Origin of the sequence: Pseudomonas putida, from assembly GCF_028682395.1 — a bacterium.
In the GTDB taxonomy this organism is placed as follows: domain Bacteria; phylum Pseudomonadota; class Gammaproteobacteria; order Pseudomonadales; family Pseudomonadaceae; genus Aquipseudomonas; species Aquipseudomonas putida_AB.
The window spans coordinates 55,751-68,854 of the sequence record NZ_JANHLC010000010.1 but is presented as its reverse complement, the minus strand read 5'-3'; the positions used below and the strand labels follow the sequence as shown (position 1 = coordinate 68,854).

Sequence of the window (13,104 nt, the reverse complement as noted above, 5' to 3'; positions counted from 1 at the left end):
CCGGCGACAGTAAGGGAGCGACGAGGCTTGGAGCCAATGAGCAATCAGCGCTAAGGTATTGCCAAACGTTATGGGCTGGAGAGCATCAATGCGACTGCGACATATCGAAATCTTCCAGGCAATCCTGCAAACCGGCTCGGTCACCGGCGCGGCCGGCCTGCTGTGCATTTCCCAGCCCGCCGCCTCCAAGGCCCTGCAGCACGCCGAGGCCCAGCTGGGTTTCAGCCTGTTTACCCGGGTGCGCGGCAAGCTCGAACCGACCTCCGAAGCACGCATCCTGGAGGGCGCGACCATCCGGGTCTTCGAAGACCTGCAGGCGGTCCGCCGGCTGGCCCTGAACCTGCGCACCCAGGAAGACCAGCCGCTGCGCATCATGACCACGCCCACCCTGGCCCACACCCTGCTGCCGAAGATCATCCCGGACTGGCGCAGGAAATACCCCTCCAGCCCCTGCGAGCTGTCCACCCACCACACCGACCAATTGGTGGAAAGCCTGCTGCTGCACGAAGTGGATATCGGCTTCTCGCTGCAACCGCCCAAACACCCCGGCTTGCGCGTCCAGGCCCTGGCCCAGGGGCGCATGCTGGTGATTGCCCGCAACGGCTACTGGAGCCAACAGGCGCTGCAGCAACCCATGTCGCTGGACGAACTCAGCGACCTGCCCCTGATCGGCCTGGACAGTCGTGACGCCTTGGGGGGCCTGCTCACCCACCACCTTTCCGAGGCCAGCGCCGCGCCGCGCATCGAGGTCCGGGTGCAGACCTATCACCTGGCCCGCTCCCTGGTGGAGGCCGGCATGGGCCTGGCGATTGTCGATCCGTTCACCGCCTATTCCGGCGTCGACGGCGCCTTGCAGGTACGCGAGTTGCATCCACAAGTGGGCGTCACGCTCTATGCCTTGTCACGGCTCGATGACAGCCTTTCGGCTGCTGCCCAGTGGCTGCTGCGCCAGGCCGCCGAGTGCGCCGAAGGTTTTGTGCAAATGCACCGTAAACGACTCAGTTGAACCAAGGAGAAATCCCACAAACAAGCCATAACCCTAGATTATCGAGCCTGTCGGTATATCTATTTGATGCCGCTCGCCCGAGGCCTCAAAAATACAGCCTCAGCCAGGCCCCCGTTGCCGGGCTGAATATTCTAATAAGAAGCCGTCAGGCGCCGTGGGTTTTTACTCCGGCTGATTGGCCACAAGACCCAACTGTTAGAGCACCGTCTGCCGCTTGGATCATCTGGAGAGCCGTTATGACATCCCACAATCGCTGCCACTCAGGCATGTCGAAGCTGTTTCGCGTCACCTTGCTGGCAAGCACCTTTGCCGCCCTGTTTTCCACCAGCCTGACCCAGGCTGCCACCTTGCGCCTGGGCATCGCCGAAGACGCCCTGACCCTGGACCCCATCGCCTCGAGCGATAACCCCTCGATCTGGACCGAGCTGCTGATTTTCGACCAGTTGGTACGCCCGAGCACCGACGGCCTGAAGCTGGAGCCGGGGTTGGCCGAAAAATGGGATATCGCCGAAGACGGCAAGTCCTACACCTTCCACCTGCGCAGCAATGCCCGCTTTTCCAACGGCGACCCCGTGACCGCCGACGACGTGGTGTTCTCGCTCAAGCGCGCGGCCGGCGACAAGTCCGAGTGGGCACGCTTCTTCCGGCCCATTACCGGCTACGAGGTGATCGACAGCCAGACCGTGCGCCTTACCCTGGACAAGCCCTTTACCCCACTGCTGAACAACCTGGCCCTGTTCAGTGCCTCGATTCTTCCGCAAAAAGCCCTGACCGCCAGCGGCGAAGCCTTCTTCAACAAGCCCGTCGGCAGCGGTCCCTTCGTGATCGAGCGCTGGGCCCGTGGCGAGAAGATGCAACTGAGCAAGAACCCGCACTACTGGCAAGCCGGTAAACCCATGGTCGATACCGCCGAGATCCAGATCATCGGCGAAGACAACTCCCGCGTCCTGAAACTCAAGGCTGGTGAACTCGATGCCGTGATCGGCCTGCCGTTCAACCAGATTGCCGGGCTCAAGGCCGATGCACGCTTCCAGGTCGGCGTGGCCGAAGTGTTCCGCAGCGAGCTGGTACAACTCAACACCCGCGTCAAGCCACTGGACGATGTCCGCGTGCGCCAGGCCCTGAACTATGCGGTCGACAAAGACGGCATCGTCAAGAGCATCCTGCGCGGCAATGGCAAGGTCGCGGCGTCATCGTTGCCGATCATGGCCTATCACGACACGAGCCTCACGCCCTACCCCATGGACCTGGACAAGGCCAAGGCGCTGCTCGCCGACGCCGGCGTGACGCCAGGCCTGAAGCTCAAGCTGCTGGTGCCTTCGGGCGATATGACCCATCGCCAGGTGGCCAGCGTGATGCAGAACAACCTCGCCCGCGTCGGCGTCCAGGTCGAACTGCAAACCATCGAAGGCAGCTCGCAGTTCAGCACCACCAAGGCCGGCAACTACGATATGGCGTTGACCTTCACCACCAGCGACACCATCGACCCCGATCAGTTGGTCGGCTTTACGGCGGTCAACCCCGAGCGCGCCAATGCCCTGCACACCGAGTGGCAGGACCTGCGAGTCAATGAACTCTACGAACTGGAGCGCCAGACCCTCGACGGTCCCGAGCGCGGCAAGCAGTTCCAGGAAATCGAGAACCGCATCCACGACGGCGCGCCTTTTATCTTCCTCTACCACCAGGGCGCCACCTACGCCTCCGGTAAACATGTCGAAGGCTTCCGCGTGCTGCCAACCTCCAACTACCGCCTCGAAGACGTCAGCCTCAAGTAGCGGCCAGCCGGTCGGACTGACGAAGGGGCAAAGGTACGGGCACGGCCAGATTGCGCGCCCGTCACTTTTGCCCCGCGTAATGACAGTACGGACGCCGTACGGTTTTTTTCGGAGTGTGTATGCAGATTCTGCGCTTTTGTTTACTTCGCCTGATTCAGCTGATTCCCGTTCTACTGGGCATCACCCTGATCGCCTTCCTGCTGTTGCGGGTCATGCCCGGGGACCCGGCGACCCTGATCCTGGGCAATCGCGGCAGTGCCGAAGACATTGCCCGCCTGACCCAGCAACTGGGCCTGGACCGTTCGCTCGCCGAGCAATACCTGACCTTTCTCGCTGACAGCCTGCGGGGCAGCTTTGGCCATTCCATCGCCTACAAAACCGATGTCGGCCCGCTGATCTGGGACCGGATGTGGGCGACCCTGTCGCTGGTCGGCTACAGCACCGTGCTGGCCGTGGTCCTGACCGTGCCCCTGGCCATGCTCTCGGCCCTGCGCCGCGGCCGGGTGACAGACCAGGCGATCAAGCTGTTCTTCGTGATCGCCATGTCCATGCCGGCCTTCTGGCTGGGCGTGTTGCTGGTACTGCTGCTGAGTATCTGGTGGCCGATTTTTCCCGTCTCCGGCTACGGCTCCGGCGTGCTCGGACGCCTGCACCACCTGTTCCTGCCCGCGCTAGTGATCGCCCTGGGCACCGCGGCGGTCACGATTCGCTCGATGCGCAGTTCGGTGATTTCGGTGCTGAGCTCCGAATACGTCGATACGGCCCTGGCCAAGGGCTTGCGGCCCTTTGCGGTGCTACGTCGACATGTCTTGCGCAACTCGCTGCTCTCGACCATTTCGGTGTTGGGCGTGCACACCAGTTGGGTGATCGGCAGCACCGTGGTGATCGAGTCGGTGTTCGCCATTCCCGGCCTGGGCAACCTGCTGGTGTCTTCCATCAGCGCCCGCGACTATCCGGTTGTCCAGGGGCTCACAGTGACCTTCGCGGTCCTCGTGGTCCTGATCAACCTGCTGACCGACCTGGCCTACCAGCTTGCCGACCCTCGGATGAAATCCTGATGAATGCCTTTCTGACCCAGGAAACCAGGCAACGCCTGGCCCGTAACCGTGCCCTGCAATGCGGTCTGTTTCTGCTCGCCGCACTCTTGCTGATGGCCTACGCCGGCCCTTACCTGATCAGCCACGACCCACTGGCCGTGGACTTCGATCAAGCGCTGCTGGCGCCCAGCCTGACGCACCCATTTGGCACCGACGACCTTGGCCGGGACGTGCTGTCCCGGGTGATCCACGCCGCCGCCACCGACCTGCAGATTGCGCTGGTGTGCGTCTTGCTGCCCTTTGCCATCGGCACCACCATCGGCCTGATCTCAGGCTATATCGGTGGTTGGGTCGATGCGGTGCTGATGCGCCTGGTCGATATCCTCTGGGCGTTTCCCTTCTATGTCCTGGTGATCGCCATCGTTGGCTCCATGGGGCCGAGCATCGGCAACATGTACCTGGCCTTTACCGTGGTGATCTGGATCTCCTTTGCCCGCATCGTGCGCGGCGAGGTGTTGCTGGTGAAAAACGCGGAATATATCCAGGCCGCCAAAGTCCTGGGCTACAGCCAGTTGCGCATTGTCCTGCGCCATGTCCTGCCGAATGTCATCACCCCCGCCATTGTCTTCATGATGGCCGACGTGGTGCTGACCATCCTGGCCGTGACCTCCCTCGGTTTCCTGGGCCTGGGTATCCAGCCGCCCACCCCGGAATGGGGCGTGATGATCTCCGAAGGGCGCAACTTTATTCTCGATGGCTGGTGGATCTCGCTGTTCCCCGGCCTGGCCATTGTGTATGTAGGCATCACCTTTGCACTGCTGGGTGATGGGCTCGATGACTTCCTGAGGCCCAAGGCATGAGTACTCCCACTTCCCAGGCCTTGCTCAAGGTCGAGAATTTGCGCACACAGTTCCATAACCGGCACCAGGTCCTGACGGCCGTCGATGGGGTCAGTTTCGAGATCCGCCAGGGCGAAGTCTTCGGCCTGGTCGGCGAGTCGGGGTGCGGCAAGAGTGCGACCTGTCGCTCCCTGCTGCGCCTATTTGGCGGAGCCGATGCCCGGGTGTCGGCGACCGGTATCCGCTTCGACCAACTGGACCTGGCCACACTCGATGAGGCCCAGTTGAGCGAAGTGCGCGGCCGGCAGATTTCCATGGTGTTCCAGGACCCCATGACCGCCCTCAACCCAACCATGCGCATTGGCGAACAGATTGCCGAAGGCCTGCGCCGCCATGACGGTTTGTCCGGCCCGGCGCTGCGGGAAGCCACCATCGCCCTGCTCAAGGCGGTCGGCGTGACTTCGCCCGAACAGCGCCTGCGCGCCTGGCCCCACGAATTCAGCGGCGGTATGCGCCAGCGGGTCCTGATCGCCATCGCGCTGGCCTGCAAGCCACGCCTGTTGATCGCCGACGAACCGACCACCGCCCTGGACGTGACCATTCAGGATCAGATCCTCAAGCTGCTGCTGCGCCTGCGCCGCGACACCGGACTGAGCGTGCTGATGGTGACCCACGACCTGGGCGTGGTCGCCCAGACCTGCGACCGGGTGGCGGTCATGTACGCGGGGCGCATCGTCGAAAGCGGCGATACCCGGCAACTGTTCCATCGCCCCGCCCATCCGTATACCCGCGCCCTGCTCGACGCGCTCCCGACGCTGACCGGGCCGCGCCACAAGCTGCGCCCCATCGGCGGCGAACCGCCGAACCTGGCTGCGCTGCCCAGTGGCTGTCGGTTCCATACCCGCTGCCCGAGCGCCGTCGAGCGTTGCCGCCACGAGGACCCGCAACTGCGTGAGCTCGAACCCGGGCATCTAGCCGCCTGCATCCGTCTGGAGGAATTGGCATGTTGAGCGAAACGCCGCTGTTGGAAGTCCGCAACCTGTCGATGAACTTCGCCGCGCCCCGTGGCCTGCTGGAGTGGGCCAGCGGCGCGCCACGGCGCGAGTTGAAAGCCGTGCGCAATGTCTCGTTCAGCCTGGCGGCCGGGGAAACCCTGGGCGTGGTCGGCGAGTCCGGTTGCGGTAAAAGTACCCTGGGCCGCTGCCTGGTCGGGCTGTACGAGCCGGCCGGCGGCGAGATCCTCTGGCGCGGCAAGCCATTGCACGAGCTGGGGGATCGCCAGGCCATCAGTCGCAAGATCCAGATGATCTTCCAGGACCCCTACTCTTCGCTCAACCCGCGCATGAGCCTGGAACAGACCCTGGCCGAGACCCTGCTGGTGCATGGGATCGGCGCCACCCGTGGCGAACGCGCGGACCGCATCGACGAACTGCTGCTGACCGTCGGCCTGGCGCCCCGGCTCAAGGACCGCTTGCCCCATGCCTTCAGCGGCGGCCAGCGCCAGCGCATTTCCATTGCCCGCGCCCTCGCGGTCGGCCCTGAATTGATCGTCGCCGATGAACCGGTTTCCGCCCTGGATGCCTCGGTACAGGCGCAGATCATCAACCTGTTCGAGGAGATTCGCGAAACCCTCGGCGTGGCCTTTCTGTTTATCGCCCACGACCTGAGCGTGGTGCGCCATATCAGCCAGCGCATCGCCGTGATGTACCTGGGCCAGAGCATGGAAGTGGCGGCAGCGGACGCTTTGTTCGAAACGCCTCGCCATCCCTATACGCGTGCCCTGCTGGCGGCGATTCCACGGCCCGACCCGGATGACCGGCACGACTGGGTCAGCCTGGAGGGCGAACTGCCCAACCCGTTCGATCCGCCCAAGGGCTGTGCCTTTTCCACGCGCTGCCCCCATGTGGTCGATGCGTGCCGGGCCACGATTCCCGAGCAGCGCAAGCTGGGCAGCGGGCACTACGCACGCTGCCTGCCCGACATTCTCGCCTCACAAGGACGCTGATCCATGTTCTATCAATCCAGCGAACAGACTCGCCACCTGGGCACCCAATTGCTCGACGCCATCCAGCGGCAACTGGCCCTGGCCGGCGTGGCGCCCGACGATATCGCCATGACCTTGCTGCTGCACCCCACGCCCTTGACCGGCGAGGCCGAGGCCAGCCCGCCACAGGGGTTTGCCCACAACGGCAGCAAGGCGTTCTACCCCGCGAGTATCGTCAAGAGTTTCTATCTGGCCGCCATGGAAGCGGCTTTCGACGAAGGCCGGATCCAGTCCCACGAAGAGCTCGAACGGGCCACGCGCGACATGATCCTGTGGTCGAGCAACAACGCGACCAACTACATCATCGACCTGATCAGCGAGACCACCGGCGACACCCTGCTCGCAGGTGCCGAGTGGAGTGAATGGCAACATCGGCGCCAGGTCGCCAATCGCTATTTCGCCAGCCTTGGCTGGCCGGAGCTGGCGGGCATCAATGTCTGCCAGAAGCTGATGGACGACGATCGCTACGGCCGCGAGCGGCTTTTCGCCACGCTGGGCGGCAACAACCACAACCGCTTGACCAGCGATGCCACGGCCCGGCTGTTCTACGAAATCTTCAATGGCACCCTGGGCAATGCCGAGCGCAGCGCGCGTATGCGCCCGCGTTTTCTACGCTCTCTGGACCGTGATTTTGCCAGCCTCGACGCCGCCCAGGTGCGTGGTTACTTCGGCGCCGGGCTGCCCGCCGGCGCCGCGCTCTACTCCAAGGCAGGCTGGAATGGCTGGACCGGTGACCCGCTCTCCAGCTACAACCGCCACGACGCCGCCTACATCGAGCTGGAACGGGACTCAACCAGTGCGTTCAAGGCCTTTACCCTGGTGCTGTTCAGCCATGGCCGCGACGTCTCGACCCATGAGCAGGCGTTCCCGCGAATCGGCCGGACGGCCTACGACCTGATCGATTCGACCCGGCCCTGATCACCTCCCTTTGCATCACCCAACGTGGCCGGCACCCCGGCCCCATCATGTTGGGTTTGTGCACCTAATACTTAGGGACGAGCCTTCCCTGCCCCAATGTAGGATTTTTTCCCGAGCCCTCGAGGGCTCTAATGGCCTGCGTCAATAAGTCCAATAAAATCGACCCGGAGCCAGAGATGCGGAAGTCGATCACGCTCGCCCTATTTGCCCTTTTTCTGCTGGCCGGCCTCGGTTTTGTCGAGTCGCGCCTGGTCTCGGTCCAGACCCATCCGCAGGCCCAGGACCCGACAGTACCGACACTTTCGCAGCCGTGGGCGGATGATCGCTTCGCCCCCTCGCTGCCGCCCCATGAGCCGGTGCCACTGGAGTTCTGGCGCCTCAACAAGGGCGACGCCCTGCCGGAGCCGCGTTCGGCGCTCGACGTCGCCAGTGCCCTGCCCCTGATCGACCTGCCGTTCCTGAGCCTGACGCTCCCCCCCACACTTTCGCGTGCCGCCCTGCGGCAATCACGCAGCCTCGGCTCCGCCCAAGCCTGGCCGCGCAACGGTATCGACGCCCGCCAACAAGCCGGCTGACCGTCTGCGCCCTCAGCGCCTCAATCCTCTTGTTTCCCGGCACCGCCGAGTCGCCGCAGCGGCTCTCGGCCGCTTGCGCCCGCGCCAGGTAGCGTGCGGCCCAACGTTGCCCTCGATTGCTGACCCTCAGGAACGTTTCACATGCCTATTCCCAATCGTTTCAGACTGAGCGCCCTCGCCCTGGTGATGGCCAATGCCTGCGGTGTATCGCTTGCCGCCCAGGCCGCAGACAGCGCCGCGCCGCTGACCCTCGAACCCATCGATGTGGTCAGCAGCCTGCCCCTGCCATCCCCTGGCGTGCCCCGCGACAGCATCGCCGCGCCGGTCCAGACCTTTACCGGCGAGGACCTGCAGATAAGCCAGTCCCTCGGCCTGGCCGACTACCTCAACCGGCATGTGGCCGGGGTCTACATCAACGAAATCCAGAACAATCCGCTGCAACCGGATATCAACTACCGCGGCTTCACGGCTTCGCCCTTGCTGGGCACGCCCCAGGGCCTGTCGCTGTATGTCGATGGCGTGCGGATGAACCAGCCCTTCGGCGATGTGGTCAGTTGGGACCTGATCCCCAGCAACGCGATTGCCAGCACCCAGCTAATGCCCGGCACCAACCCGCTGTTCGGCCTCAACACCCTGGGCGGCGCGCTCTCGGTACAGACCAAGAACGGGCGTGATAACCCCGGCGGTGCCCTGCAAACCACCCTCGGTTCCTATGGCCGCAAGATCGGCGAAGGCGAATACGGCGGCACCCTGGGCCAGTGGGACTATTTTGTCGCCGGCACCTACTTTGAAGAAGACGGCTGGCGCGACCACTCCGACTCCGATGCACAAAACCTGTTCGGCAAACTCGGCTGGCATGGCGAGTCGACCAATCTGGCGTTGACCTACAGCTTTGCCGATACCGATCTGAATGGTAACGGCATGGTGCCCAAGAGCTTTCTGCGCCGTGACTACGACAGCGTCTACACCCACCCGGACAACACGCAGAACACCTCGAATTTTCTCAATCTGCAGTGGGACCATGCCTATAGCGACGACCTGACACTATCGGGCAATGCCTACTACCGCCATATCAAGACCAGCACCTTCAACGGCGATATCAACGATGAGGCGCTGCCCGAAGGGATCGGCCAACCGGGCCAGAATATTCTTCTGACACCCGGCGCCTATACCACGGCGGCCAACCTGGCGGCCTGCATGGCACAACTGGTGCCGGGCGGCGAGCCGGGCGAGAAATGCACCGGGGTCATCAACCGGACCGATACCGTGCAAAGCAACATGGGCCTGTTCAGCCAGTTGTCGTTCAACAACCGGCTGTTCGGCAGGGCCAACACCCTGGCGGTGGGCGCAGGCTTCGACTACAGCCAGGTGCGTTTCAGGCAATCGGCCGAGTACGGCGCACTGACCGCCGACCGTGGCATCATCGGCACCGGCGTCTACGCCGAAGCCGGCAACGCCTTTAACCTCGACGGCGAGCTGGATGACCGTGGCGTCGACCTCAAGGGCAATACCCGCACCTGGAGCCTCTACGGCACCGACACCCTGACCCTGAGCGAAGGCTTGAACCTGACCGCGTCCGCCCGCTACAACCATGTCAGCGTGCGTAACAGCGACCAGCAAACCCACTACGAGCTGGCCGGCAATGCCCTGAGCAATATCATCGACGACGATGCCTCGCTCAGTGGCAAGCACAGCTTCAGCCGCCTCAACCCGGCCCTGGGCCTGACCTATGCACTGACGCCCAGCCTGACCACCTACATCGGCTACAGCGAAGGCAGCCGCGCGCCGACCACCATTGAGCTGGGCTGCGCCAACCCTGACGCGCCGTGCCGCCTGCCCAATTCCATGGCTGGCGACCCGCCGCTCGAGCAAGTGGTCACCAAGACCTGGGAAGCCGGCCTGCGTGGTTTTATCGGCAGCCATGTGCAGTGGAATGCCGGCGTCTTCAGCTCGCGCAACTTCAACGACATCATGTTCGTCTCCTCCAGCACCAGCGGCAGCGGCTACTTCGACAACTTTGGCGAAACCCGTCGCCGTGGTATCGAAACCGGGATCGCCGGGGTCTGGGGCGACTGGGCACTGGGCGCCAACTACACCTTCCTGGATGCCACGTATCGCTCCAGCGAAGCGTTTCTGGGTGAAGCCAACAGCAGCGCCGACGATGGCGTTCTGCGGGTGAAATCCGGCGACCGTATCCCACTGATCCCGCGCAATATCCTCAAGTTGTCGGCCAACTATTCGGTGACCGAGCGCTTCAATATCGGCGGTGATGCCATCAGCCTCTCCAGCACCTACGCACGCGGCAATGAAAACAACGATCATCAGAGCGGCGGCCTGTACTACGGCAGTGGCAAGGTGGGCGGCTACACCGTGTTCAACCTGAACACCGACTACCAGATCACCAAACAATGGCGTGCGTTTGCCCGGGTCAACAACCTCTTCGACCGCGAGTACGCCACCGCCGGCATGCTCGGGGCCAACCCCTTCAATGCCAGCGGCGTACTGCGCACCGACGGCCAGGCGGCCAACGGCACGGTCAATGGCCGGCGCACCAATACCGTGGGCGAGACCTTTGTCGCACCCGGCGCGCCACGTACCGCTTGGGTCGGGGTGCGCTGGGAATTTGAATAACGCTCGGGCACTCAGCAGAGCCTGAGCAGCAACAGGGAAATCACAGGCTCTACGATTCAAGAAAAAGGCCCCGTCTCTTTCGACACGGGGCCGTTCTTATTGTGGAGGATCAGGACCTCGCCAGCGTCCAGCGCGTGCAATGACTCGCCAGGGGCCACAAGCGCCTCACAGGGTCATTCTGTTGGTGCAAAAGCGACTTCGCCTACAGCAAGCCCTCCCCTCAGGACTCAACGCTCGCGCTTAAAACGGCACCGTCAACTTGACCCAGTAGGCATCCCCCTGGGCCCGGTTGCGCACCTGGGTTTCCTGCTCCCATTTGGCCGTCAGAAACCAACCCTCGCGACTGGTGTACTTCACCGACGGGCCAATGGAAAACACCCGCCCCTTGTTATCCTCGATACGCTCGCCGTACTGCCGGTCGTCCGTGGTCTGGCGATAGGCATACCCGCCCACGCCCACCACCCAGCCATTGTTCAACCCCCAACCCAACGCATAGTCCATATGCAGTTCCTGGCCGGAGCGGTAGTCGGTATCGGGGTTGCGCAGATTGAAGTCATACATGATCTTCGCATCGATATTCAGCCCCGCCGGGTCGATATAGGAGAGCGCCAGTACCGGTTCGATGCCCCAGTAGTTGCGTCCGATATTGGTCTGGTCATGCCGGTCGTACTCCCCCGTCGGGGCCAGCAGATCGAGCGCCACAATGGCGTGCATCTTTTCGCTCAAGTGATAACCCAGCGCCGGGCCGAAAATAATATCGCCCAGCCCGCGCTTGCGCTGGGAATGCCCATTGATCTCGACCTTGAGATCGACCAGCGGCACGATGGCGTGGAACGCCAGGTTGCCACCCAGCACCTGCTGCTCGGTCACCCAGACAAAACGCGGCGCGATGGAGTTGGCCCGCACGCGAAAGTCCACGGGCAGTTTGCGGCCATCGTTGCCGCGCAGGGAATCGGCCTCGTAATGGCCGATATAGAACTGGGCATACCTGCCCGGCGGAGGCATGGCGCCGGACAGGTAGTTCTCCGCCCCCATCGGGTAGGTCGAACCACCGCCCTCGGTGGCCTGCGCCAGGCCAGCCAGGAGGCCAAGGCCTGCGCCCAGCAGGATGGGGTAGGAGGTGCCGCGCAAGTCTCGCTTCATCGTTCATGTCCTTTCTTGTTGTTATCAGTGGGCAAGGCGTTGCCACCCTCCGGGGCGGCGGATCAGGTGTCCTAGATTCGTTTGAACAGGGCCGAACGCGCCCCCGCGCTCGCGCCATCGGCGGCGCTGTAGAAGCGCTCCATAAAGATGTCGCGTTCAAACAGCCGCCCCTGCATCAGACAACTAATTGCCGCGTCGATCATCGGCGGCGGGCCGCACAGGTAAGCCTTGTTGGCGCTGAAACGACCATCGAAATGCGCCTTGGCCGCCTCGTGCACATAGCCCCTGAAACCCGACCACTGGCCATCGTCTTCGGCCTGGCTCAGGGCCGGCACATAGCAAAAGTTGGGGTGCTTGGCCGCCAGGTCCTCGAACAGCTCGCGGTTATACAGTTCGTCCCGGTTGCGCGCGCCCTGGAACAGCACGATCCGGCGCGAGTCACCAGCTTGCAGCAGGTCGATGATCATCGACTGCGGGCTCGACAACCCCGAGCCACCGGCGATGAAAATCAGATCGCCAGGCTGGGAGCGCCGGACAAAAAACTGTCCATAAGGGCCCGACACTTCGACGCTATCGCCCACCTGCAGGCCCTGGTGGATATGGGCCGTCGCCAGCCCGCCGTCGACCAGGCGGATATGCAGTTCGACTTCGTCTGCGCGGCTGGGTGGATTGGCCAGGGAAAACGCCCGCGTGCCGTCGATGCCCGGCAACTGCAGGTTGATGTACTGGCCCGCCTGGAAGGCCATCGGTCGATCCAGCTTGAGGTGCAGGCCCTTGATCGTCGGCGACAGGTCGACCAAGGCAGTCACCACCGCCCGATAGTCTTCGACCGGATGACCGGCGAAGTCCACGTCGACGTCGATATCGGCCTCGATCACCATATCGCTCTGAGGCATGGCGCAACAGGCGAGGATCTTGCCTTCATCGCGCTCCATGTCCATCAACGCAAAAGAGGACGCCGCCCCCAGGTCGGCCTCGCCTTCCAGGACCTGGACCTTGCAGGTCGCGCAGGTGCCGTGGCCGCAGGCAAAGGGTAGCCAGACGCCCTGGCGCAGGGCCGCTTCCAGAATGGTCTGGCCTTCCTCGACCTCGATCTGTTCGCCGGTGGGCTCGATGGTGACTTGATAACTCATGGG

At 63.5% G+C, this 13,104-nt stretch carries 11 protein-coding genes; 9 read left to right on the top strand and 2 right to left on the bottom strand.

Annotated features, from left to right (window positions below):
• The first annotated feature begins 88 nt into the window (after positions 1–88).
• The 9 genes from NPS46_RS20940 (at position 89) to NPS46_RS20900 (ending at position 10,825) form a co-directional block, all read left to right on the top strand.
• Complete coding sequence (locus NPS46_RS20940; RefSeq protein WP_274110556.1) at positions 89–1,006, top strand: LysR family transcriptional regulator; 918 nt, start codon at positions 89–91, stop codon at positions 1,004–1,006.
• A 236-nt stretch (positions 1,007–1,242) separates the two neighbouring features.
• Positions 1,243–2,781, top strand: a complete 1,539-nt coding sequence (locus tag NPS46_RS20935; protein WP_274110554.1) for an ABC transporter substrate-binding protein — start codon at positions 1,243–1,245, stop codon at positions 2,779–2,781.
• Positions 2,782–2,900: 119 nt separating this feature from the next.
• Positions 2,901–3,839: an ABC transporter permease gene (locus NPS46_RS20930; RefSeq protein ID WP_274110552.1), complete on the top strand. Its 939-nt coding sequence runs from the start codon at positions 2,901–2,903 to the stop codon at positions 3,837–3,839.
• The gene (locus NPS46_RS20925; protein ID WP_274110550.1) at positions 3,839–4,678 is read left to right on the top strand and encodes an ABC transporter permease; all 840 of its coding nucleotides are present in this window, start codon (positions 3,839–3,841) and stop codon (positions 4,676–4,678) included. The genes NPS46_RS20930 and NPS46_RS20925 overlap by 1 nt, the downstream gene beginning before the upstream one ends.
• Positions 4,675–5,667 carry an ABC transporter ATP-binding protein gene (locus NPS46_RS20920; protein ID WP_274110548.1) on the top strand — a complete coding sequence of 331 codons (993 nt, stop codon included), beginning with the start codon at positions 4,675–4,677 and terminating at the stop codon, positions 5,665–5,667. Before NPS46_RS20925 ends, NPS46_RS20920 begins: the two co-directional genes overlap by 4 nt.
• Complete coding sequence (locus NPS46_RS20915; RefSeq protein WP_274110546.1) at positions 5,661–6,662, top strand: ABC transporter ATP-binding protein; 1,002 nt, start codon at positions 5,661–5,663, stop codon at positions 6,660–6,662. Before NPS46_RS20920 ends, NPS46_RS20915 begins: the two co-directional genes overlap by 7 nt.
• Positions 6,663–6,665: 3 nt before the next feature.
• A complete protein-coding gene (locus tag NPS46_RS20910; RefSeq protein WP_274110544.1) occupies positions 6,666–7,619 on the top strand; it encodes a serine hydrolase in 954 nt (317 codons plus the stop codon).
• 176 nt (positions 7,620–7,795) lie between these two features.
• Entirely contained in the window at positions 7,796–8,194 is a 399-nt protein-coding gene (locus tag NPS46_RS20905; RefSeq protein WP_274110542.1) for a hypothetical protein, read from the top strand.
• 141 nt (positions 8,195–8,335) lie between these two features.
• The gene (locus NPS46_RS20900) at positions 8,336–10,825 is read left to right on the top strand and encodes a TonB-dependent receptor (RefSeq protein ID WP_274110540.1); all 2,490 of its coding nucleotides are present in this window, start codon (positions 8,336–8,338) and stop codon (positions 10,823–10,825) included.
• Positions 10,826–11,065: 240 nt separating this feature from the next.
• On the opposite strand, the gene NPS46_RS20895 is transcribed toward NPS46_RS20900, so the two are convergent.
• Both NPS46_RS20895 and NPS46_RS20890 read right to left on the bottom strand, forming a co-directional pair.
• Positions 11,066–11,968, bottom strand: coding sequence for a SphA family protein (locus tag NPS46_RS20895; RefSeq protein ID WP_274110538.1), 903 nt, complete (start codon positions 11,966–11,968; stop codon positions 11,066–11,068).
• A 71-nt stretch (positions 11,969–12,039) separates the two neighbouring features.
• Entirely contained in the window at positions 12,040–13,101 is a 1,062-nt protein-coding gene (locus tag NPS46_RS20890; protein ID WP_274110536.1) for an NADH:ubiquinone reductase (Na(+)-transporting) subunit F, read from the bottom strand.
• Positions 13,102–13,104 lie beyond the last annotated feature (3 nt).

Bases quoted from the DNA above. Each gene is read 5' to 3' on its own strand.
- NPS46_RS20940 (WP_274110556.1), top strand. From the start codon at position 89: ATGCGACTGCGACATATCGAAATCTTCCAGGCAATCCTGCAAACCGGC.
- NPS46_RS20910 (WP_274110544.1), top strand. From the start codon at position 6,666: ATGTTCTATCAATCCAGCGAACAGACTCGCCACCTGGGCACCCAATTG.
- NPS46_RS20890 (WP_274110536.1), bottom strand. From the start codon at position 13,101: ATGAGTTATCAAGTCACCATCGAGCCCACCGGCGAACAGATCGAGGTC.
- NPS46_RS20925 (WP_274110550.1), top strand. From the start codon at position 3,839: ATGAATGCCTTTCTGACCCAGGAAACCAGGCAACGCCTGGCCCGTAAC.
- NPS46_RS20895 (WP_274110538.1), bottom strand. From the start codon at position 11,968: ATGAAGCGAGACTTGCGCGGCACCTCCTACCCCATCCTGCTGGGCGCA.
- NPS46_RS20935 (WP_274110554.1), top strand. From the start codon at position 1,243: ATGACATCCCACAATCGCTGCCACTCAGGCATGTCGAAGCTGTTTCGC.
- NPS46_RS20905 (WP_274110542.1), top strand. From the start codon at position 7,796: ATGCGGAAGTCGATCACGCTCGCCCTATTTGCCCTTTTTCTGCTGGCC.
- NPS46_RS20930 (WP_274110552.1), top strand. From the start codon at position 2,901: ATGCAGATTCTGCGCTTTTGTTTACTTCGCCTGATTCAGCTGATTCCC.
- NPS46_RS20920 (WP_274110548.1), top strand. From the start codon at position 4,675: ATGAGTACTCCCACTTCCCAGGCCTTGCTCAAGGTCGAGAATTTGCGC.
- NPS46_RS20915 (WP_274110546.1), top strand. From the start codon at position 5,661: ATGTTGAGCGAAACGCCGCTGTTGGAAGTCCGCAACCTGTCGATGAAC.
- NPS46_RS20900 (WP_274110540.1), top strand. From the start codon at position 8,336: ATGCCTATTCCCAATCGTTTCAGACTGAGCGCCCTCGCCCTGGTGATG.